General features: G+C 45.9%; 13 protein-coding genes. 12 read left to right on the forward strand and 1 reads right to left on the reverse strand.

Annotated features, from left to right (window positions below; all coding sequences use genetic code 11):
* The first annotated feature begins 38 nt into the window (after positions 1-38).
* From J0895_RS03660 to J0895_RS25625, 7 genes are all read left to right on the forward strand, one after another.
* On the forward strand, positions 39-5639 hold the full coding sequence (locus tag J0895_RS03660) for a S8 family serine peptidase (RefSeq protein WP_340643443.1): 5601 nt from the start codon (positions 39-41) through the stop codon (positions 5637-5639).
* A gap of 105 nt (positions 5640-5744) precedes the next feature.
* Positions 5745-6797, forward strand: coding sequence for a DALR anticodon-binding domain-containing protein (locus tag J0895_RS03665; RefSeq protein ID WP_207086771.1), 1053 nt, complete (start codon positions 5745-5747; stop codon positions 6795-6797).
* Positions 6798-6958: 161 nt separating this feature from the next.
* Entirely contained in the window at positions 6959-7159 is a 201-nt protein-coding gene (locus tag J0895_RS03670; RefSeq protein WP_207086772.1) for a hypothetical protein, read from the forward strand.
* Between the two features lie 471 nt (positions 7160-7630).
* Positions 7631-9379, forward strand: coding sequence for a zinc metalloprotease (locus J0895_RS03675; protein ID WP_207086773.1), 1749 nt, complete (start codon positions 7631-7633; stop codon positions 9377-9379).
* 33 nt (positions 9380-9412) lie between these two features.
* Entirely contained in the window at positions 9413-10993 is a 1581-nt protein-coding gene (locus tag J0895_RS03680; protein WP_207086774.1) for an HlyD family secretion protein, read from the forward strand.
* 316 nt (positions 10994-11309) lie between these two features.
* Positions 11310-11591: a hypothetical protein gene (locus J0895_RS03685; RefSeq protein ID WP_242541026.1), complete on the forward strand. Its 282-nt coding sequence runs from the start codon at positions 11310-11312 to the stop codon at positions 11589-11591.
* A gap of 11 nt (positions 11592-11602) precedes the next feature.
* On the forward strand, positions 11603-11812 hold the full coding sequence (locus J0895_RS25625; protein WP_242541027.1) for a hypothetical protein: 210 nt from the start codon (positions 11603-11605) through the stop codon (positions 11810-11812).
* Between the two features lie 298 nt (positions 11813-12110).
* Here the strand turns inward: J0895_RS25625 and J0895_RS03695 are convergent, their stop codons facing one another.
* Positions 12111-12932 (reverse strand): DUF928 domain-containing protein, encoded by an 822-nt coding sequence (locus J0895_RS03695; protein ID WP_207086775.1) that lies wholly within the window; start codon positions 12930-12932, stop codon positions 12111-12113.
* A gap of 437 nt (positions 12933-13369) precedes the next feature.
* On the opposite strand from J0895_RS03695, the gene J0895_RS03700 reads away from it, so the two are divergent.
* The 5 genes from J0895_RS03700 to J0895_RS03720 all read left to right on the forward strand — a co-directional run bounded on the left by J0895_RS03700 (position 13370) and on the right by J0895_RS03720 (position 23082).
* Positions 13370-15064 carry a transglutaminase-like domain-containing protein gene (locus tag J0895_RS03700; protein ID WP_207086776.1) on the forward strand — a complete coding sequence of 565 codons (1695 nt, stop codon included), beginning with the start codon at positions 13370-13372 and terminating at the stop codon, positions 15062-15064.
* Between the two features lie 107 nt (positions 15065-15171).
* On the forward strand, positions 15172-15309 hold the full coding sequence (locus tag J0895_RS03705; protein WP_015148176.1) for a hypothetical protein: 138 nt from the start codon (positions 15172-15174) through the stop codon (positions 15307-15309).
* A gap of 178 nt (positions 15310-15487) precedes the next feature.
* Positions 15488-16333, forward strand: a complete 846-nt coding sequence (locus J0895_RS03710) for an ion transporter (RefSeq protein WP_207086777.1) — start codon at positions 15488-15490, stop codon at positions 16331-16333.
* A 618-nt stretch (positions 16334-16951) separates the two neighbouring features.
* Positions 16952-19441, forward strand: a complete 2490-nt coding sequence (locus tag J0895_RS03715; protein ID WP_207086778.1) for a PAS domain-containing sensor histidine kinase — start codon at positions 16952-16954, stop codon at positions 19439-19441.
* A 416-nt stretch (positions 19442-19857) separates the two neighbouring features.
* Complete coding sequence (locus J0895_RS03720; protein WP_207086779.1) at positions 19858-23082, forward strand: EAL domain-containing protein; 3225 nt, start codon at positions 19858-19860, stop codon at positions 23080-23082.
* The last annotated feature ends 341 nt before the right edge of the window (positions 23083-23423 follow it).

Below are 23423 nucleotides of genomic sequence, written 5' to 3' on the forward strand. Positions count from 1 at the left end.
ACACTTCGCGATCGATTAGTGAAAACACATTAGCTTTAGTGGGTCGTCTGGAAAAAATGGTTGACCAGACATTTGCACCAGTTCCGGTAACCCCACCCACCTTTAGTTTTGCTGCCTCTAATCAACCGTTAGTGGGTATGATAGGCAGCGGATTGGCCCCGAATAATCCTGATATTGACTACTCCAAAGTTACCTGGGCGCAAGATTCTACCAATGTAAATAATGGCCCAGCTTTACCGGAAGGAGAAGCCAACGAAAACAGCACGGATATCCTAGAAATTATTGCCGCCAAACGAGACAACGGCATTGGAATTGATGGGATTAATCCCGATGCACCGATTTGGGTCGGAGGAGCCGTTGGTCCAGAGACCTGGATGGAATCTTTGGTCGAATTTGTGGATGCAACTCGCCAGTCGGGTCAACCAAATGCGGTAGTTAATTTGAATCTGGACTTAACTCAGGTTGATGCCCAGGGGAATGTCACGACTCGTTATCAATTAACGCCCCAAGAACGAGAAGCCATTGAATATGCACGTCAGCATAATGTATTGATTGTCGTGCCAGCAGGTAATGAACCGGGTCAGATTTCTGCTCTAGGTAATGCGAGTTTAGAATTTGATAATGTAGTGACTGTGGGTGCTGCAACACGAGTTAATGATGCTGTAGCTCTCTCGAAGGCTTATGATGCACCGGATGACTCAGGAAGTGGTATTGCACTAGACTTGATTACCGATGGAAACAGTTATGAAGCTCCAGCTAAAGTGACGGGTGCCATTTCTCAAGTTTGGGCTGCTAATCCTCGTCTTAACTACACTCAGGTTATCGACATTATCAAACGCACGGCCACAGATTTAGGTCAACCGAACTGGGATAGTCGGACAGGTGCAGGATTGCTGAATATTACTGCGGCTATTACCCTAGCAAAAGCAACTGAACCCGAACCCTACACCGTCAAACCGGGTCAGCGTACCATCACCGATAATTTTGTTTCCTCAAATCCGGAAAATAAACCACTACCTGGGGATCCGACTCATCCAGCGGCGACTGTGCCATCCATTCCTAAAACGACTGTGGATACAGGCGGCAACAGTATTGAAAAAGCCACTCAACTGTTGATGTCACCAACCGTCGATATTATCGATCAGGTCAGCAGTATCGACCCTGTGGATGTTTTCCGAATGGAGGGTCGCTACTTGCATGGGGCTGATTTCTCGGTTCTGGATGGGGAATTATCGATTAAGTATCTGACTCCTGACGGTAAATTATTAGGGACTCAAGTTTTGGGTAAGGGCAGCCACACACTGGAATTACCGGGCAATGTCAGTGGCGAGGTGTTGATGAAGGTGGAGCCTCGGAATGAGCATCCTGCAACCTATATGCTCTATGGATTTGAGAGTACCGAACCGCAACCTTTCAATATTGATTTAGAGTTTGACAGTCCGTTGACAGCAAGTCAGAAGAAAATTCTGGAAGCGGCAGCGAAGAATGTGGCCTCTTTGATTGGTCAGGGTTTACCGACGGCGATCGTTGATGGCAAGATTATTGACGATATCAATATCAAGATTTCTACGGCTGATTTAGATGCTGCCGGGGGAACCCAAGCCCGGACTAAGATTGACTTTATGCGCTATGGGTCATTGTTGCCTGCTCAGTCTTTGGTGCAATTGGATGCCACAGATATTGCTGAGTTGGAACAGTCTGGCAGTTTGTTTGATGTGGCACAACATGAGTTTCTCCATGCGTTAGGGTTTGGCAATCTCTGGGAGGCGAAGGGGCTGGTCAATTATGCCGGTACACCGTTGGCACAATATAACGGGAAAAATGCGGTTGATGAGTTCCAGAAGGCGGGCGGATTGAAGGATACCGTTGCTCTAGAAACAGAAGGGAATGGTTCAGCGAGTTTGCACTGGCATCAACAGTTGTTCCCTGATGAGATTATGACAGCAGACCTGAATGGGTTTACCGGGGAACCTGCGCCCATTAGTGCAGTGACAATCGCTTCTCTGGCAGATTTAGGCTATGTGGTGAATTTGGATCGAGCAACACCAGGTTATCAGCTATTCGGTGGTCAAACCTTTGATGCAGAGGATTTAACTCCAGAGCAGATTGAAGCATTCCGACAACTTGCAGAAATGTCCTTTGAGGATTCGGATGCAGATTATGAGTATATTGCTCCGATTATGCCGACAGTTGACCCGGATAAGGTAGCTCCTGAGATTTGGGCGCACGCGGAGCGGTTCTGGAAGAATGGCGATTATTACGATTGGGTTCGCCACCAAATACGACCAAATGAATTTATAAGCCATATTACTCAACGAACTATGGGTAATGGAGTAGATTCAGACTACTGGGCATTTGTTGGCAACAAAAATGGACTTGCTAATGTTCATCGGATCGCCGCAGGAGATTGGATTTGGATTCCGCAGCATCATCCTAATTATGAGCAAAAGCAAGAGCAAGAACGTTTGCGCCGGGAAGCTGAGTTACGGCAGCGGCAAGAGGAAGAAGCTCGCATACGTCGGGAACAAGAGGAGGCATTTGCGCGAGAACAGGAGCGAGTTCGCCAAGAGGCGGAAGCGCGACGACGGGAGGCAGAAGCCAAGCAACGGGAATTGGAAGAACAAGAACGGCGCTTGCGTGAAGAGATGGAACGCCGTCGTCAGGAGGAAGAGCGTCGCTTAGAGGAAGCGCGTTTGGCTGAGTTGGCACGTCAGGCAGAGATTGCACGGCAGCAGGGTAAGGGTGGTTTAGATTGGTATATTGCCAAGCCATTGCCTGAGTTTGGCCCGGTTGATCCGTTTGAAACTCGTTTGACGGGTGAAACGGTGGGTAATTTAGTGCCGGATGATTACTATCGGTTTACGTTATCGCGGGGTGGTCGGATTACGGCTGAGTTGCGTCAATTGCTGGCAGATGCGGATTTGGTGCTTTACGATGTGCGGAATCGTCCCATCGCGTATTCAATGCGGGAGGGGATTACGGATGAGCATATTATTGCGGATTTAATTCCAGGAACATATATGTTGCGGGTGAATAGTCCGAAGGGTGTAACCACGGACTATGAACTGATTGTCAAGTTCAAGCATAAACTGTCTCAATCTGAATTAGGCTTACCGGGGTGGAACCCTGGAGAATCAGGCGGCAGTGGTGGCGGTGCTGCTGCTGGTTCTCTGTTCAGCGATCCACGGATTCAACGGATTTATGATACTGCCCTGAACAATTTTGCTGGGCCGGAGCGGGCTAAGGCGAATACACGGATTGCCGAGCTTGAGCGTGAGAAGCGCAGTTATGAGCAAGAGATGAAGGCGCTGCTGGATCAGATGAATGCCGAGCAGCGGAAGAAAGTTAATGACGCTTTAGATCGTGCACGTAATGATGCGAGAAATTGGGTTGACGGGATTGCTAATCCGATTAAAAACACGGTTGATAGTCTTGGAAATGGAATCAAGAATAAGGCTGATTCTTTTGCTAATACCTTACTAAGCAAAATCGACAATATTTGGGATTTTGGGAATGGTTGGATTAAGGATCGCAAAGAAGATGCCCGTAAACTGGTTCGTCAAGGACGAAATGCGGTTAAGAGTGCGGTTAACAATGCCCAAAGTTGGCTGAAAGGGCAACTTGAAGCTATTCAGAATAGTGTTAAGTCAGCAATTTCTACGTTCTTTGAGGCGGTTAAGAATGCTTATCGCACTGGTGCTGAGATTAATCAGGCTATTGCAAGTGCGGCTAATTCGTTCCGCAGTGCGGTTGATCGTGCGGTTAGTGGTGCGAATGATTTGGTTGGCAAGTTCAAAGGGCAAGTTCTGAGTGCTGTTGAGTGGACTAAGAATCTTGGCATCAAGGTTGATAAGTTTGGGGTCAAGTTTGAATTCAATGCTTACAACCAGCTTGTGAAGCCTGCGGTGGATGCAATTGCGAGTGGTGTTAGCTCTACGATTAATGGGATTGGTAATAGCTTAAAAGGTATTACCAACTGGCTGGAGCCTCGTACTCAGAAAGCTGTGGCGGATATTGTCAATGCCCTCTTGGGTGATAAGACAGGGCATCTATGGAACAAGATTCATGGGGTTGATGCGAAGATTGCGGCAACTCGGACAGGTTTGGAGAAGGTGCTTTCTGCTGCCAAGCAGCATATTGCTAATTTTGCACGTAAGATTGATGCTTTCCTCAGTGATCCAGAGGAACGAAAGCGGGTTTTAGAAGCTCTCTGGAAATGGGGCTTCAAAACAATCGAGGATGCTTACAACTTCATTGTTAAGAAACGGGATGAAGTTCGTAAGGAAATTGAGGCTGAACGAGAAGCTCGGCGTAAGGCTGAGGAAGAAGCTCGGCGTAAGGCTGAGGCAAAACGCAAAGCCGAGGAGGAGGAAGCTCAACGCAAAGCCGAGGAAGAAGCTTGGTTAAATGAAAGTACAAAGCTTACTCCTGCTCAGGAAAATCTGTTTAAGCAAGTAATGCTTCGAGGAAATCCTCAGCTAATAGCTGATTATGATTTTCTCAAAAATGTTGCTCAAAGCAGATTGACAAGTTTACACACTTTCTCTGGAGTCAATTTGCCCAAAGAAGCAGATCCTTTAAGCAAAGAATTTTTGAATGACCCAGGAACCCTCTTGAAAAAGTTTAGCTATATGCAAATTCTTGAAAATAAGTTGGGCATGGGTACTATTGAGCAGGCACAGAAGGCTTATGAAAGGCTTGGCAATGCAATTGACAGCTACTCTTTTAATGATCCAGTATTTGAGAATACTGTAAGTAGCAATGCGATTAAGATTGTCGAACAAAACTATTCAGAGTTAAATCAAATTACCGAAAAGTTTCAAGCTCTGTATTATTTTAATTTTGGCAATGCTTTACTGGACGCAGCTAATGGAATCTACCGCTCAATCGGATTAGGAGTGAATTTGTCAAGAATATTTTTGGAAGTTAAATCTGGAGGCTTCCGTACTGCAAAATCAGCGTTTGAGGCTTTGCCTGATCTTACACAAGAACAAATTATGACTGAGAAAGCCAAAGATATGTATGATCTTGTTAAGACAATCTACGAAACTCCTATACTTGAAGCCTTAGAAAGTGCATTAAATGGGGATTTTGATAAACTATTTGAACAGCTACCATCGCTGTTCAGTAACACAGCAGATCTTATGAGTAAGATAGCTAAAGATGAGAATATAAAGCTATCCTCTTCTGTATTATCTGAATTCGTTAATGCGGTAACAAGTATGGAAAGCTTTGGCAACTTAAGTCGTCTATTGAACACACTGAAAAGTAGTAACCTTACACATATTAACTCTGATGATATCAGCTTTGTTTCCACGTCTAAAATATATTCAGGTTTAACTACTTTATTCAGCATCATCAAAACTTTCAGTGCCTTGTTTAAATTATTCTTTCATTCTAAAACAGCCGCAGGTATAAATTTTGCTGTCCAAGGCAAAACAACATATCTAAATGAGATAGTTGATGTTGCTGATAGTTTGAAAGTGGCATTATGGTCAGTGTTTGAAGAATGGAACTCATCAAATATGCGAATTCAAAACGGTATGTATTCTTGCTTCACAGAGTATAATCACTCTGCCATAAAAGCTGCACAAAAAGCAATTACTTACATAGCACAAGCAGCAAGCTCAAGACTATAGTTTTAAAGGCTTCTGTGATCGCACGTTCCCCGAAGGTGCGATCACGCCTCAATCATTTCTCAAAGGTGTGATCGCCCTCCATTCCTCCCCATCCTCAAAAATACTATGACCAAACCACACCAAACCTACCTCGACACCCGACCTATACCCCCAGAATACCTAACCTCATCCGCCGAACTCCGTTACACCCTCACTGACACCCTCCAAACGCTCCTCCAACAAACCAACCACACCCTGATCACCCCCCCCGAAATTACCCCCAACCCCGAAACCTTCCTCAACAGCCTCAAAACCAACCCCAACATCTACCAAGCCTCCCTATCCCGACAATTCGCTGCCGACCTCCCCCCCGACATCCAACAAACCACCCTCAAAAACGAACCCAAAGACTGGTACATCAAAACAGCCGACTTTGGGGACGAGTGCGATCGCCCCCTCCAACACCGCGACGGGGAATATACCCAACTCCTCGAAGACCTTGCCGTTTACCATCAAATTCTGCAAGACCATTGCGACAAAATTATCGTCCTGCGCCCTCATAACTACGGTGGCTACGATATCCTGCTCAACGCTGCCATGCGCTGCCTTGGCTACAGCCCAGCCCAATTTCAATACATCACCATTCAACCCATCAAACTCTACGCCTTCCACAAACCCAGCCAGAAACTCCAAGCCATCCCAGACCTCCATCCCAACGAACTCCTGAAGGCGATGAGTCCCGAGGCACTACGTTGGTATTGTTTCAGCACTCCTCTGACGAAAGTTGCACCGATTAATCTGAGTACCGTGGGTCAACTCCAGTCCAACGATACTTTTGCTCTTGTGCAGTTCACCTATCAACGTTGCTTGACTCTAGTCCGACAAGGTAAAGACGAAGGAATCAATCCAAGTATGAGTTGGGATGACCTGAAAAACTTAACTTGGGAATCAGCTAATGCTGTCAAATTACTGGACTTAGTGGAAGCTACGCCTCAAGTCTTGCCAGAAAGTAGTCGCGAACTAGCGCCACATCTGATTTGTTCTCATCTGGAAAACTTTAGTCAACTCTGTCAATTATGGCTTGAAGGTTTGAGTTTGACTCCCCAGAATTTTCAACTCCTATCCACAATAGAATCGACTATGTTGGAGTTATTGAAAATATTGGGCATTCAAAGATAGCCGTTGAAAATATTGGGGATTATCTTATGTATTGAAGCTCCGAATTACTTAAAAACCCAAAAATCAATAATCCCAAGTTTACCGTTTTAATTCTTAAACCAAAATTCAGCAAATCAATGTTGTCAAAAAATATGAAATCTTTAAAACTCTTCAAACCATTTATGTCTGGCCGAAAAGCCACTTGGCTAATTACGCTAATTAGTGCCGTATTTCTCAGTAGTATTTTTGCGGTAGTTAGTCCTGTAAAGGCCCAAATTCAACAAGAATCAGAACCAACCCTTTCCGATAGTTTAGCCGAAAAAATATTGCAAAAAGCTGCTGAAGAAACGGGTTGGCCGATTTCCCAGCAGTTGAGTATTTGAGTAGGGTGGGCATTGCCCACCGAGCAGTTGAGTATTTGAGTAGTTGGTGGGCAATGCCCACCCTACCTGTTTATTTTACCTAATGAAAGACTGTTGGTGGGCAATGCCCACCCTACCTGTTTTAGGTGCTTTGAGTCTCAAAAATTGGGCTTTTTTATTGACAAGAAAAATGATTTTTGATATTTTGAAAACAATGTTAAGGGTAAATTGTGTGACAATAAAACAAGCGGGGTTTCTTCGGTGAATATTAGAGTTAACTGTGGCAGGGAGAGAGAAACCCGGTTGCTAGAATCCCAAGTGCGATCGCTCTTTACGATGACCCCAAAACTTGACCGATCGCCCCCCTGGATGTAAAGTTTTGCAACAAAATTGTTCAGGCCGCATAATTCCCGGGGATTACTCCTAATAAAGAAATAGAACCGTAACCTACTGGATGAACCCCTAGACCCTCTCACCCCTGATGCGATCGCCATGAACCCTCAACCCCTCAACCCTCAAAACCACTACGACTACTGGATTTGTCCGAATCTTGGCACTTACTGGCAACTGGCTAAGGTCCGAGGTTCGGATAAGGTGGTGCTAAAGTCGCGCCAAGGGAATGGTCAATTTACGTTTTCTCCGATGGAAGGATTTGTTTTACAGCATTTCACTGGGAAGTTGCCGATCGCCCAAATCCAGCGGCGTTGTCAGCAGCAATTTGATGACTCCCTTTCTCCCTCTTTTGTCTGGGAACTCCTCCAAAAACTGATTGAATTGGGTATTTTAGCGGCTGAGGATGAGACTTCTATGGATTGGATTTGTCCAGATTTAACCCCTTACTGGACTCTGTCTCCTCTCCCTGATTCTGACCAAGTTCTGCTCAAAGCAATTGAAGGCAATCTCCGAGTAATTTTTTCGGAATTTGAAGGATATGCTTTAAACTATTTTACCGGAAAATATACCGTTTTTGAGATTCAAACTCGCTGTGAGCAGGAGTTTTCTGGGGAAATTTTTGCTGATTTTATCCCGGATTTGCTACAAAAATTGATTGAGTTACAGATTTTAGCCCGGGATGATTCAGAGCAAAATGTTGAGCCATCTGATGCCCAAAAAGCTGCGGGCGATCGCCCTTCAAATTCTCCAACCCTTAAAGCATCTGTTCAGTGGATTAACCATCCAGATGGGTATTGGATTCTTCGCAATCCGGAGGATTTTACCTTTTTACAGTTGAGTGATTCCGATAAGGTGATTATCGACCAATTGGGACGGCGATCGCCCTCTTCAATTATTGAAGAATTCTGTATTACCCCACAAGAACTCAAAAATCTCCTGCGACTGTTGACGACATCCGCTATGTTGGAAGGTACGACGGTGCCCACTCCTCCTCGGGGCAAATTTAACCCGATGCAGTTGCTTTATTTTCGGATTCCTTTATTCAATCCCGACCCTTGGCTGACTCGCCATATTGAGGGAATTCGCTGGATTTGGACGAAGCCATTTGCGGTGCTTTTATTCCTCTGTTTATCTGCTTCTGTTGTCGTGGGAATTCGTCAGCGGGAAATCATTTTTTATACGGGACAGCAACTCATGGAAGCGAATGGTCCTGCTTTAATTATTCCTTTTGCTCTGCTGTCAATGCTGGTGGTGGCTTTTCATGAATTGGGTCATGCTTTTACGTTAAAAAACTTTGGCGGGGTGGTTCCTAATATGGGATTACTGCTGATGATGTTTATGCCTGCGGCTTATACGAATACGACGGATTCTTACTGTTTATCTCGGTTTAAGCGGGTGTTGGTTGTGGGGGCTGGTTTGTTGGTCCAATTTGCAATTTGGGCCGGTGCTTTATGGTTTTGGAATTGGACTCATGCCGGTAGTTGGCTACATACGGCGAGTTATTTACTGATGGTGGCGGCTTTAGTCACGGTTGCGATTAATTTCAATCCGATGGCTAAGTTTGACGGCTATTATCTAGCGGTGGCATTGACGGGGATTAATAATCTCAGGACGCGATCGTTTGCCTTATATGGAAATTTGTTGCGCGGGAAACCGTTACGAGAAAGGGGAGGAGATATTTTAATTTTAGCAATTTATGCGCCTTTAAGTTTGGCTTATATCTATTTTGTTTTTGGGTTTTTATTCGCTCGAATTGCCGATTGGAGTTTGACGAATATTCCAACTACGGCTCTTTTAATTTTAGTCATTTGGTTAATTTACTTTTTCTTTCCTAGCAATAAAAATTGATTTGCTGACTTTCTATTCAGGGCATTGACTGTTATGAGTTCTAATCCGAATCAACCCCAAAAGTCTCCGTTAAAAGTGGTGCCACCGAAATCGTTGGTTCAACCACCTATCCCACCGACTGCGCCAGCTTCGCCGACTCCTGAAGCGGTTCCTCCGGCAAAGCCACCGGCTGCTTCTCGGTTTTACGGGAAGGGGTTAATGCTGCTGTTTTTATTGGTGGGTGGGGTGGCGATCGCCCGAATTCCAATCTCTAATCATGTCACGGGAGCAGGAAAAATTACCTCTCGCAGCTATGAACGTCACCATGTTACGACTTCAGTAGCGGGTACGGTTAATCTGAAAGTTAAGAGTAATGGCGAGGTTACAGAAGGGGATATTGTTGCGGAAGTTTATAGTGCAGAAATAGAGAAGCAAATTGCTGAAGCAGAACAGATTTTACAACAGGCAAATTCAGCGCTTGACGATGCAAAAAGTCGGGTGAATATGGGCCAGATGCAACTAAATAAGGTTAAACAGGATGTGGCGATCGCCCGCAGTCGTGCGGAAAAAGAACAAGCAGAGTTTGAAGCCATTATCTCGGGGAACAATTCACCGCAAATTCGGCAGTTAGAAGAAGAAATTAATAGTATTGAAAGTGAAATAGCCGGAGCAAAAAATAATCAGATTGGCATTGAAAAACAGATTGCTGGAATTCAGCATGAAATTGCGGCATTAGGAATAGATTCGACAAGTTATCAGGAAAATTTAGAGATTCTACAATCGGAGATTGAACGATATCAAGAAATTCTTATGGAAGGGGCGTTAGCCCAGAATGAGTTTAATAAATCTCAGAAGGAAGAAAATATCCTGAAAGCTCAGATTAACCAACAAATGAGTCAAATGAAGGTGAAGCGCGAGCAAATCGGCCAATATGAAAGCGAAATCCGTCAAAGAGAAAATTTTATTGAACAAAAACAGGGATTAATTGCGGCTAAATATGAACAGATTCAAGAAGTTAAAAATAAAGTAAAAGAAGTGCGAGATGAGCGCGCAAATGAGTTGGAGCAACAGTTAGCATTACAACGTTCTGTGGAAACAGAAGTCGAAGCGGCAGTCATCCAAATCAAGAATGAATCGGAAGGGGTGGCTAAGGCAGAAGCGGAACTGACCCGATTGCGCGATCGCCAACAGGATTTGATTCTAAAATCTAAAATCACAGGAACCGTGGTGACGGCTGATTTAGATTTAGTGGATCAAGCTCCAGTACAAATGGGTCAAGAACTGATGGAAATTGTTAATTTATCCCAGCTTACTGCGACGGTAGAAGTCTCCCAGGAAGATGGGAATTTGGTCCAGCGCGATCAACCCGTGATTTTCAAGGTTCGTGACCCTTATAGTCCTAGTTACCGGGCCAAGGTTCAAGATATTTCACGGAAGATTGCTTTGGATCCATCGGGGACTAATCCCATGTTGACTTTGACCATTTTAATTGATAATCACGACCAGAGTTTACGGCCTGGAAGTGAAGGATTTGCTCATATTGAAACGGGACAGATGCGAATTTATCAAAAAGCTCAACATGAATTAAATAAGTTGTTTAATTTGGATAAATATTTTGTAGGATTTTCTAAATAATATTGTAGGGTGGGCAATGCCCACCAAAAAATAAAATAGCCCAAAACCTACCCCCGAAGCAATTGTAGGGTGGTGAAGCCACCGCACAGCTATGTGGGCAATGCCTTAAAAAGGGGGAAGCAATTGTAGGGTGGTGAAGCCACCGCACAGCTATGTGGCTTCACCACCCTACTCCTTTAACTGTAGAAGAGAGCTTAGGGGCAATTCGATCGCCTCGGGGTTGCCCCTAGGGTCTGAGGTTAACCTGAAAGGGTGGGTCCTAAATCATCGGCGATCGCTTTTTAGAGGTGGGCGATCGCGGTAGAGGGGGGAGTTAATGGGTGATATAATATCAAAAAATACAACCCAATCCTCAAATATGTTGGAAAAAGTAACAGTCACTTATGATGGTTCAGCGTTTTATCCAGAAACGCACCTAAATTTAGAACCCAATACCCGTTATACAATCCACATTATTTCTCAAGAAAAACAGACTGAAACAACGGAGAAAAATGCTTGGGATCTCCTGGAAGATATGGCAGGAACTTATGAAGCACAGGAAGATTGGTCTAGCGAACATGATCATTATTTATATGGGACAACCAAAAGAAACAGTTAAAACCGTAAAACATGAGTCAAGATAGACTGTTTTTAGACACCGTTTTCATTCAAGCTATTCTTAATCCCCGCGACCAATATCATTCTCCAGCCTTGCAACTATTCCCTCGGGTCAAAAATGCCCAAGAAGTCTGGATCACCGAAGCCATCTTCATGGAAGTTGGTAATGCACTCAGCAGCTATGATCGTCATAAAGTCTCTGCTTTTATTCAAAAATGTTAGAAAACTAATAATATTTCAATTGTAAATATCACCCCTCAACTCTTTGAAAAAGGATTAATTTTATATGAATCCAGAGCCGACAAAACATGGGGATTAGTCGATTGTTTTTCATTTATTGTCATGGAACAGCAAAACTTAATCGATGCTGTTACTTCAGATATTCATTTTATTCAAGCCGGTTTTCGGGCATTATTGCGATAGATGAAACAGGGGTCTATAGAAGAGAGGTTAGGGGCAATCCGATCGCCTCGGGGTTGCCCCTAGGGTCTGAGGTTAACCTGAAATTGTGGGTCCTAAATTACCGGCGATCGCGGGTTGAGGTTTGCTCCTGCTCCAGATTGAGTAAAGGGGCCTGAGCAATTTCTGAGAGATTGACGGATTCTAACAGAGCATTCCATCTTTGCCGTAACAAGGGGTCGTTGGGGTTTTCCCGGAGGAGTTGGGCGAGGGAGCCGATCGCATCAAACCACAGCAGTTCCCGCTCGTAAACGGCAATGCGATCGCGGGATGTTAGTTGCTCAAGTTCCCGGGTCAACGTCGGTGAGGATTCGACCCGTTCTATCCAACCCCCAATGGATAACATCGAGGGTTCTAATGCTTTCGGATTGCAAATCAGTGAGAAATACCAACTATAAAATTGATTGATTTGCAACGGAGGGAGATTGTTGTCCGGCGGTAGGGTCAGGGCAATGGTTCCTCCGCCGGTGGGCAAAGGAACTCTATGCTGATAAATTTCTTGGGCGTTTTCGGGGTCCGATTCATCCATTAGGAGAAATTCCATCTCAATCTGCCCCGGATCGGCCCCCTCGATTTTAGGGACGTAAAACAAGAAGGTGGGGGTATTCGAGAGGGTCAGTCCCAGGTTATTCTCGGGGACTAGGGCAATCATGCCGGATGCACTCTTCGGACAGGTCCCCCGTGTTCCGCCGCCAATCCGTCGTCCGGGTGCGCCTTCAGGGGTTTCAAATACGTTCCAATTCGTGGGTAACTGATTTTGGGCGATCGCGCGGGAGACAGAACCGGGGGTTGCGGGTTTGGTCAACCCGGCACTCCCACCGAATCCAACGGAGAATGCCATCGATAGAGAAATTAAGGCAAGAGAAGACTTTCTTAAAATCATAATAGAGGGGCCTTGTGGTGAATTTAGACAGTAAAAGTAGGCGGGATAACGAAATGGACCCGTCCTGCCGAGAGGGAACCGCTCTCTCTGAACACATTGAATCCCACTAAAATTGCTAAATTAGCAACCGTGCACCCCAAACCGTAGCGATCGCGGGGTTCTTTACCCCCACTCCTGCGGTTTCTCAAGGATTTGCACCCTTCAAGAGACATCACCCTGCTCTTAATATGGGGTGGCGATCGCGGATTCACTCCGATCGCCGGTTTAAACCCTTCGATAAGTGTTTAAATCCATCATAACCGCTCTCAACCCCAGGGCAAACTTTCCGTCTCTTCCAGGAGACAAGTTAACCAAGGCTTGAAAAAGCAACCGTTCTGACTCTACCCCAGTTATCCGTTGATCTCCTATCCCTTTTCACCCCCTTAGATTAGTTTTCTATGAGCGTTGATTCACCTGTTCTCTCCCATCAAATCGACCCCTGGTTACGAACAATTAGACCTTATGGCGTCTATGAGCTGCACTCTATGGCCTTTGTTGGCGATGCACTGATTGCCATTGATTCCGCCCGGGGCTATCTCTTGGAAATTGACTGTACGAACGACAACACCAAAATTCTCAATCCCTATCATGCTTCTGAATTTGTCGATACCACGGGCCTTTGCTTCTGGGAAGATACTCTCTGGCTAACCCGGGAAAACAGCGTTTATTTTTGTGAAAATGCCCGATCCAGTTTGGGAACTCAAGAACTCAATCCCCAACATTTCGTGACCTTACCCTATCCGGCGAATGGGGTGGCGGTTTGGGGTCCTACGGTTTATGTGAGTTCTCAAAAAACTGGCTACATTTTGATTTTTAACCGCAAAACTGGGGAGGAAATTACCCGGTTTTACGCCCCCGGAATCGGGGTGGAAAGTTTGACGGTCCAGGCAGAATACCTGTGGGTTTCTGATTCTGAAGAACAAACGGTTTACTGTCTCGATCGCGCCACAGGTACTCTAGTTTTTAGTGTCCTGACTCCCTTTGAACGTCCCTCCGGTTTGGCTTTTCATCGCCATCCAGAAACTGGGGAAGACATTCTCTATGTGGCTTATGCAACGGAAGAAATCTATATTCGGGATGACCCGAATTCCGCCGATCCGCACCAATTGGCCTTTCGCGATCGCACGTTTATTCATCCGTTGCATTTTCATTACTATGAAGATCAGCATTTCGCCTTATCCAACGGCTATCTTATGGAAATTTCCTATGTTGAGGAACTCTCTCCCCTGGATGAGTTGGACCTGACAGGTTTGGAATGGCGGATTGCGTTTCCCGCTGAAACCCCCCGCCAAAAATTGCAGAAAATTGAGGCGATCGGACTGCCATTTGAGGAAGAAATTCTGGATGGACAACGGATTGCTGTCTTTAAGTTCGACAGTCTCAAACCCCACGAGGCGCGGGTTTTTGGTTGGAAAGCTCTTTTGGAGGTCCGCAGTATTAAATATCGTCTTTCCCCTCGGGATGTGGAAAATCTGCCCGAACCTCCCCCAGAGTTTGGCGATCGCTATTTAGTCGATAATGACAATCTGGCAATGGATACGGAAATTGTTCGCAAGGCGGCAGTTGAGGCGATCGGGACTGAAACCAATCTCCTGCGAAAGGTCCTCAAGATTCGCGATTATGTCTATGAAAAACTCGACTACGGCATCAAACCCCACATTGATACCCCGGATATTGTCCTCGAACGCGGTATCGGTTCCTGTGGCGAATATGTGGGTTTAATGTTGGCTCTTTTGCGTTTAAATGGGATTGCTTGTCGGACTGTGGGACGTTATAAATGTCCCCCACACCCCGATCGCCAAGGGGTTCCCATGCAACCAGACTACAATCATGTCTGGTTGGAGTTCTACATTCCTGGATTGGGTTGGATCCCAATGGAATCCAATCCCGATGATAATCAAGATAGCGGCCCTAACCCGATGCGGTTTTTTATGGGATTAGCTTGGTATCATGTGGAATTGGGCAAAGGGATCCGGTTTGAAAGTCTCAAACTCAAGGGAGTACCGTTACATAAAAGCGAGATCCGTCTGGGGGATTTGGCAATCAATCACGTCCGATTCACGATTTTAGGTGAACTGCCACCACCTAACTAAAATAGCCCCCTCAGCGGCCCTCTGTTCAGGTGACTTCCCAGGAATGGATGACTGCCGACCCTTAAACTCGGACTCTGTTAACACTAATTTTTGATTGGGGAGGACTTGTGGACACGACTATCTATACTGTTCTAGCAACTGGAACCCTAGGGTTGATGGTCCTGGTAACGGGAGGAATTATCTATCTCACTGCAGCGGAATGGCGCGATCGCCGCCGTCAGGAAAAGGAGAAACGCTCTCGTTAAGTTCTCAGGAACTAGGACATCGGTCCAGTTTTAGATAACGGGAACTGTTACCAGGTTTTCGGCCCTTGAATCTCATCCTGTACCGATGCTCTAGGGATTCCTCCAGGAGTCACCCTCTGATTCCAGACTCTGGAAGGAAGCGGGGAATTAAACCCCCCGCCTCCAACTGGAAGTCTCGATGCAGTTGAATTTATACTATTTCATCCCGAAAAACTTGGCCGAAAAACTCTCTTTTTATTTAGATGATACCCAAACCCGGGCTGGAAAATGGATTAACCTCATTTTGACCAGTCTGGTTTTATTATCTTCGGCAATATTTGTTATTGAAACTTATAACATACCCCCTCAGCTTACTTTAATTTTAGACAAGCTGAACACGTTTATTTTAATCATATTTTTTCTGGAATATATTATACGATTCTGGTCTGCAAAACAGAAAATACGTTACTTTTTCAGCCTATATTCACTGATTGATTTAATTGTAATTATCCCCCTATTTATCGGTGATTTTGGGATTAGTTATTTGCGGCTATTGCGATGGTTTAGGATTTTGCGGTTGCTGCGCTTTGTGGAAAGTCAAGTTTTTTTTGACAGTACCGAGGGTGAAGACCAATTAATTATTCGCCGGATTATCTTTACCCTGTTTACCATTGTTTTTGTTTACTCGGGGTTAATTTATCAAGTCGAACATCCCACAAATCCCGAGGCATTTCGCACGTTTATCGATGCGGTATATTTTTGCGTGGTTACGATGACAACGGTGGGATTTGGGGATGTGACGCCTTTATCTCAAGGCGGGCGATTACTGACGATTTTGATGATTATTTCTGGGATTGCTTTGATTCCGGGACAACTGGGGGCGTTAATTAAAGAATTAGTGAGAAATGCTAACCGGGTTGAAAGTCCTTGTGGAGGATGTGGATTGTCTCGTCACGATCGCGATGCTCAGTTTTGCAAGATTTGTGGCACTTCGTTAGAGTCATCGCCCTTGAATCCTTCGCGATCGCCAGATGCCGAAAGTTAAAACGGTGGGTGCATAGGTGGTCCACTTTTAATGAGGAAATGGCTAAATTTTTAGCACCAGCGGGGAGGATTGATTGAGGCAATTTGACGGGATTTTGGCGACATCACCCTAGGGGCGATCGCAGATAGACTGGAGCGATTCTGATCCATCCCTGATAAGAACATAGGTTGTCTCAATTGTCAAGCTTTTACAAAAATTAAAATTTAGGTCAAAATATGCTACAAATTGTTAAAGATTTTGGCTAAAATGCCAAAAAAATCAGGTCGCCAGAAACTACTGCTGAACCAAAATAGACTAACAACTCATCAGGAAGGCTAGAAGGGAGTATCTCGATCTGGACATTCGAGGGTCATCCTCTCAAAAAAGCATCTATATCTCAATTTTGAATGGGTTCGGCGAATGGTCGGGGTTTGCATCACTCTTTCCAGGCGGCACTATCATTCGGATGCGTGGGATCTGAGTACCACAGTCCAACTCGGTCTTCCTGCGATCGCAGTGCGGAACTTTTGAACCTGGAAAAAGACCAGTCAAAAGCCAGAAATCGGCGATCGCATCAAGGAACTTCACTCCACAACTCCGGAAACCCTATCTGCATTCCATACCAGGAGGATTCCCACCATGCAACATTCAGTCCATCAATCCCTCAAGGTGCAACCCAACCCCGCCCTCAATGGTAATCCCAAACCCAGCCGATTGGCATCCTCGAAGATCCCAACTGCCGTCCAGCAAAGCGAAGGCGTCTTATCCCAATTTGTGGAATATGTTCCGGCAGCAGTGGCAATGGTCGATCGCCAGATGTGCTATTTGGCTTGGTCGCGACGGTGGTACAGTGAATATGGTTCCGGCGATCGCACCTGTGCCATTGGGCGATCGCATTATGAACTCTTTCCCCATCTGGGCGAATCCTGGCAAAAGCGCTATCAACATTGTATAGAAACCGGAGAACCATTCTGCCATGAGGATTGTCTCATTAAACCCAATGGCCAACTCGAATGGGTTAAATGGGATATTCAACCCTGGATCGCCAATGATGGCGAAATTGGCGGGTTGATGTTGTCTGCCGAACTCCTCACCGAGCGCAAACAACTCGCCGACGCCTTACAACTCACTCAATTTGCAATGGATAAAGCGGCAGATGCCGTCCTCTGGATGACCCCTGATGCCCATTTTAGCTATGTTAATGAAGCCGCCTGTCAGTTACTCGGCTATACCCGAGAAGAGTTAAGCGCCCTAACCGTTTCTCAAATTGACCCCGCCTTTTCTCCTCCGATTTGGGCCGAACATTGGCGAGCGATCAAACAGTTTCGAACCTTTACCTTTGAATCCAATTATTTCACCCAGCAAAATCACTCAATTCCCGTAGAAGTCCGGGTCAACTATTTAACCTTTAATGGTCAAGAATATCACTGTGCTTTTGTGCGAAATATTAGCGAACGCAAACAAGCAGAATCCGACTTGCACAATGCTAATGAGCAACTCCAAGCTGTCTTAAATGCCGTTCCCGGTTTAGTCTCTTGGGTCAGTTCAGATTTACGCTATTTGGGAGTGAATCGCCATTTAGCCGCCGCCTTTCAAATGCCAGTCGATAGCTTTGCCGATCGCCCGGTGGGTTTTTTACAAACCAGCCCCAAATTCTCCGAGATGGTTCAGGACTTTTTTGCCAGTCCTGAACTCACCCAATCCACGGAAATCACCTTAGATTCCAAGGGAGAAACCCGCAGCTATTTAGTAGTTTCTCAGAAATATCACAAAGGAACCAAAGCCGTTTTTATCGGCATTGATATTAGCGATCGCAAACAAATGGAGGTGGCTTTACGCCGGAGTGAAACCCTATATCGCACCCTAGCAAAAAACTTTCCCAATGGGACAGTTTGCCTCTTTGATAGGGACCTACGTCACACCCTGGCAGAAGGAACCGAACTCCCCAAAGTCGGCTTATCTAAAGAATTAATCCAAGGCAAAACTCTCGCCGAAGCCTTCCCCTCAGACATTGCGAGGCTCTACGAAACCCTCTATCGCGATGCACTGGCTGGTAAGGAAAGCGTGACTGAAGTTCCCTTTGGCAGTCGTCTCTATCTCGCGCATACCTTACCCCTGAAAAATGAACAGGGAGAAACCATTGCCGGAATGATTATGACCCAAAATATTACCGAACGCAAACAAACCGAGGATGCCTTGCGCCGTTCGGAAGAACGATTTCGACAAAAAGCTCAAGAACTCAAACAAACCTTACAGGAATTAAAACAAACTCAAACCCAACTGATTCAAACGGAAAAAATGTCCAGTCTCGGCCAACTGGTGGCCGGAGTTGCTCACGAAATCAACAATCCCGTGAGCTTTATTTATGGAAATATCGCTCATGCTCGCCAATATGTCCGAGACCTTTTAGATCTGGTGGAACTGTATGGCAAAGAATATCCAGAACCCACTCCGACGATTCAACAGCATAGTGAAGGAATTGGCCTGAATTTTTTAATAGAAGATTTTCCCAAGCTGATGTCTTCCATGCAGGTGGGAGCCGATCGCATTCGGGAAGTGGTGCTATCTTTGCGAAACTTTTCCCGTCTGGATCAAGCTCAGAAAAAGTCGGTGAATATTCATGAAGGGATTGATAGCACCTTACTGATTTTACAAAATCGTCTCAAGGCCAAAGCCAGAATGCCAAGCATTGAAGTGATTAAGGAGTATGGGGAACTTCCTCCGATTGAATGTTATGCCGGACAACTGAATCAAGTGTTTATGAATTTACTGGGGAATGCGATCGATGTTTTAGAGGAAGAGGGGAAAGAACATCTCAAAATGCGGGGAAAAGTACCGAAACTGACCAACGGTTCTCCCGAAAATTTTACCCCCAGGATTTGCATTCGGACTGAACGAGTGGGTGACTATGCCGTAATCAGAATTGCAGATAATGGTCCAGGAATGACAATGGAGACAAAACAACATATTTTTGAACCGTTTTTTACAACAAAAGATCCGGGGAAAGGAACCGGATTGGGTTTGTCGATTAGTTATCAAATTGTGGTGGAAAAACATGGCGGCCAAATTGACTGTGAGTCATCTCCTGGATCGGGAACTGAGTTTATCATGACCTTACCCATTCCCTAATCTCGATTGCGGGATTGGATACGGGTGTGAAATTGAATCGCCTAGGGACACTGAGTTTCCGTGTCCCTACGGTTGACAAGCTGTTCTGAGTTGAGTTAATCAAGAGGGAAAAGTTTGCATAACGGGGTTCAGAGTGAACAAAATGACTCTCGTTGTTGCCTTTTAACAGGGGTTTTAAAAATTTTTTAAATTTTTATGAACAAAAAATAGATCGCCCTGTTCTTCTGATATCTTTGTAGTCATGCAATCGGAACAGGGAAGGGATGATTGAAGGAGTTACAAATATTCACAATAACTCAGAACTACCTCAAACGGAAGTCAAACCAATTTTCGGGAACTTTTGTGTCGGAGCAAACAACGGTTAATCGGAAACAAGTCCTAAACTATAAACGTGATGGGCGGGGAATGGGCAGAAAATGAAGATTCAGAAGGGAGAAAAAATGATGAGGGCAGGATTGGCCCTGGGATTAGTGGCGATCGCCGGGGGTGTGTTTGTCCTGGACCAGCAGGGTGGAGGACTGGGGTGGGGAGGCCAACTTGCCCAGACCCGAGGACAGTTCCCTGGGGCGGCGATCGCAGCCACTCCTCCGGGCTTCTGGGTCGTTTCAAGTCGTCCTGATTCTTTCCCCACTCGTGCCAGAGGGGTGACGGAACAACGCTTAGGAAAAGTCGGGGATATCACCCGAGTCGATGGTCCTCAAAGGGATCTGAAATTCATCAAACATGGATTATTCATTAACAACCCATTTACCCAATTTCAGAAATTAATCCGAGTTTTAAATTACTATTTGTTTTCAGAGAATTCCTCAATTTCAGCCAACTTAAAAGAGGAGACCCCTAGAGTTGGCGAACCGTCCAAACCTCACCAATCTCAAGATGTTTCCGAATCATCCCTCCTGGTGGTAATCAACCCCGGAGAAAACCTCCAAAAGCCCTATCAAATTGCCCTGTTAATCTTCATAAGTACCACCGGAACATTCCTGATGCTGCACTATATGAGTCTGAGAATGAAAACCCAGTTCAAAGGGCATCTCCCCGAGGAGGAAGCGTTGCCAGTCGCCTCAGACGGATTGTTGAGTCTACTCGATACCAACCCAGCCTTTAACTGTGCCATAAAACCCAATGGCACAGTTTTCTTTATGAATCAAGCCATGTTAGAGAGCGCCGGTTATACTCGTCCGGAAGCTTTGGGGATGAATTATCTGAAGACATTTATCCCCGAAGCTGACCGACCATTAGTCTCTCACACCTTTAAGCAACTCACCCAGCACAGTCAAACTCAACGAATCCAAAACCGCGTTCTCACAAAGCAGGGAGAAGAAATCTGGGTGGAGTGGTGTGTTCGGGCCGTGTTCACGGGCGATCGCCAGACATTAGACTATTGGATCGCCACCGGAATCGAGATTGAAGACCCTAGTCGAGTCGAAGCTCACACTCGTCTGTGGGAGAACATGACCCAAGCTGTGAGTGCAGCACCGGATTTTGAATCCGCCTTAAAAATCGCACTTTGTAGCCTCGGGGAAACCGTGGGATACTCTGCAGGGGAAGCCTGGGTTGCCAACCCCGAGGGAACCGCTTTAGACTGTTCTGGAGTGTACTACGCTGCACCGGGAACCTCTTACCCCAGGTGTAGTGCCTTGCGGTTAGAACTCAATCAGGGGTTACCCGGACGAGTCATGGCATCGGGAGAACCGGAATGGATTGCGGATCTCGCCGCAGAACCTGAGAAAGGGTTTCCCAGGGAGCACAGCGCGATCGCCTGCGGACTTATCAGTGCCTTGGGGATTCCGATTCTAGCCGATCGCCGGGTCCTGGCGGTGTTGGTCTTTTTTCAGTCAACCCCGGGGGAACTGGATCCGCGAATGCTGCCGCGCATCTCCTCAATGGCAATCCAAGTCGGGTCTGTCTTACATCGGTTACAGACCTTAAAGGCACTCCAGCAAGCTGAAGCCAACTATCGAAGTATTGTGGAAAATGCGGTAGAAGGAATTTTTCAGACGACCCTGGATGGACGGTATATGAATGGGAATCCAGCTTTGGCGGCGATTTATGGGTATGCTTCCATCCCGGAATTGATGGCGGATCTGTGCGATCGCTCCCATCAAATCTACGTTGATCCGCGCTGTCCAGAGGAGTTTATTCGCCTGTTACAGGAACAAGATGTGGTTTCAGGTTTTGAGGCCCAGGTTTATCGGGCTGATGGTACGATGATTTGGATTTCTCAAAATGCTCGTGCAGTGCGCGATGTTCGTGATCAATTGATGTATTATGAAGGGTCCGTGGTGAATATTACTGATCGAAAATGGACAGAGGCGCAACTACGATACAATGCCTCTCACGATGCACTCACCGGGTTATGGAACCGAGGCTTTTTTATGGATCGGTTGGTCAAAGCAGTCTCCCGCGCTCAGAGTGAAGCGGATTATGAGTTTGCGGTTCTGTTTATGGATTTGGATGACTTCAAGTTGGTAAATGATAGTTTAGGTCATTCCGTGGGCGATCGCTTGTTGATGACGATCGCGGGACGACTGGAACAATGTTTAGGTCCCAACGATACCCTCGCCCGGTTTGGGGGGGATGAATTTACCTTGTTGTTGGAAGATATTCCCCGGGTTGAAGATGCGATCGCCGTCGCACACCAAGTCCACGAAACCTTACGTCAGCCTTTTACCGTGGGAACTTACGAGGTGTTTGCTGGGATGAGTATTGGCATTGTTCATAGTACCGCCGGCGATCGGCGTCAGCCCGATTTTCTGCGGGATGCGGATATCGCCATGTATCGAGCCAAAGCCCGGGAAAAAGGCGGATATGTGGTGTTTGATACGACCATGCGTGAGGAAGCCATCCTGCGCTTGGAGTTGGAGACGGATCTGCGCTGGGCGATCGAACGCGGCGAGTTTCAAATGTTCTATCAGCCTATTGTGAGACTCTCTACGGGAGAAATTAGTGGATTTGAAGCCTTGATCCGCTGGGAGCATCCCCGCAAAGGATGGATTTCTCCCAATGTATTTATTCCCGTTGCCGAGGAAACTGGTGCGATCGAACGTATTGGCGAATGGGCGCTGATTCAAGCCTGTAGTCAGTTAAGAAGCTGGAAAAAGCAATTTCCCACCTATCCTTCCCTGAAAATGAGTGTGAATCTTTCCGGGAAACAACTGACTCAAAATTTGAGCGATCGCGTTGAGCAGATTCTCCAGGAAACCGGGGTCGATGGCTGGGATTTGAAATTAGAAATTACGGAAACCGCCCTAGTTGAAGACCCTGAAGGGGCGATCGCCATCCTGGATCGTCTCAAAGCCCTCGATATTCAGTTATGCATTGATGATTTTGGCACAGGTTACTCGTCTTTGAGTTATCTCCATCGCTTCCCCGTAGATGTTTTAAAAATCGACCGATCTTTTATTACCAAAATGTCCCCGCTCAATGACGATTCAGAAATTGTCAGAACCATTGTTACCCTGGCGCATACCCTAGGACTGGATGTGATTGCAGAAGGCATTGAAACCCTAGATTCTATGCATGAACTCGAACTCCTCCGCTGTAAATACGGTCAGGGCTACTTTTTTTCCGAACCCGTTAACGGTGAGGCGGCTGCACTCTTATTAACTCAGGGTCAGTTGAGTGACCTAGAAGTGAGCTAACATCCAGGCGGGGGTTTGCACCCCCGTCTGGTCGTGTCACAAGTGCTTTCGAGGCAGCTTGAACCCGATCCCCCGATGCACTTTAACATTAAACTCTGTGCCCTTGAGCTTGAAAGATTTTGGGCAAGTCTGAAGTTTTTCCGTTACAATAAATGCGAGCCTTTAGGGGAAATCTACGCAAGCGCGATCGCGCTTTTACTTGGGTGACATTCCATTTGATCGCCTTCTCAAAAAAAAGCGAATTTAGCGAATAGTAACTTTTCCATGAAACTAACATTTTTCAATTCAAGCTCACAATCCAATTCTTTCATTTCTAGAAAACGCTTCTGGTATATTGTCCC

Source organism: Phormidium pseudopriestleyi FRX01 (genome assembly GCF_017313335.1).
In the GTDB taxonomy this organism is placed as follows: Bacteria; Cyanobacteriota; Cyanobacteriia; order Cyanobacteriales; family Laspinemataceae; genus Laspinema; species Laspinema pseudopriestleyi.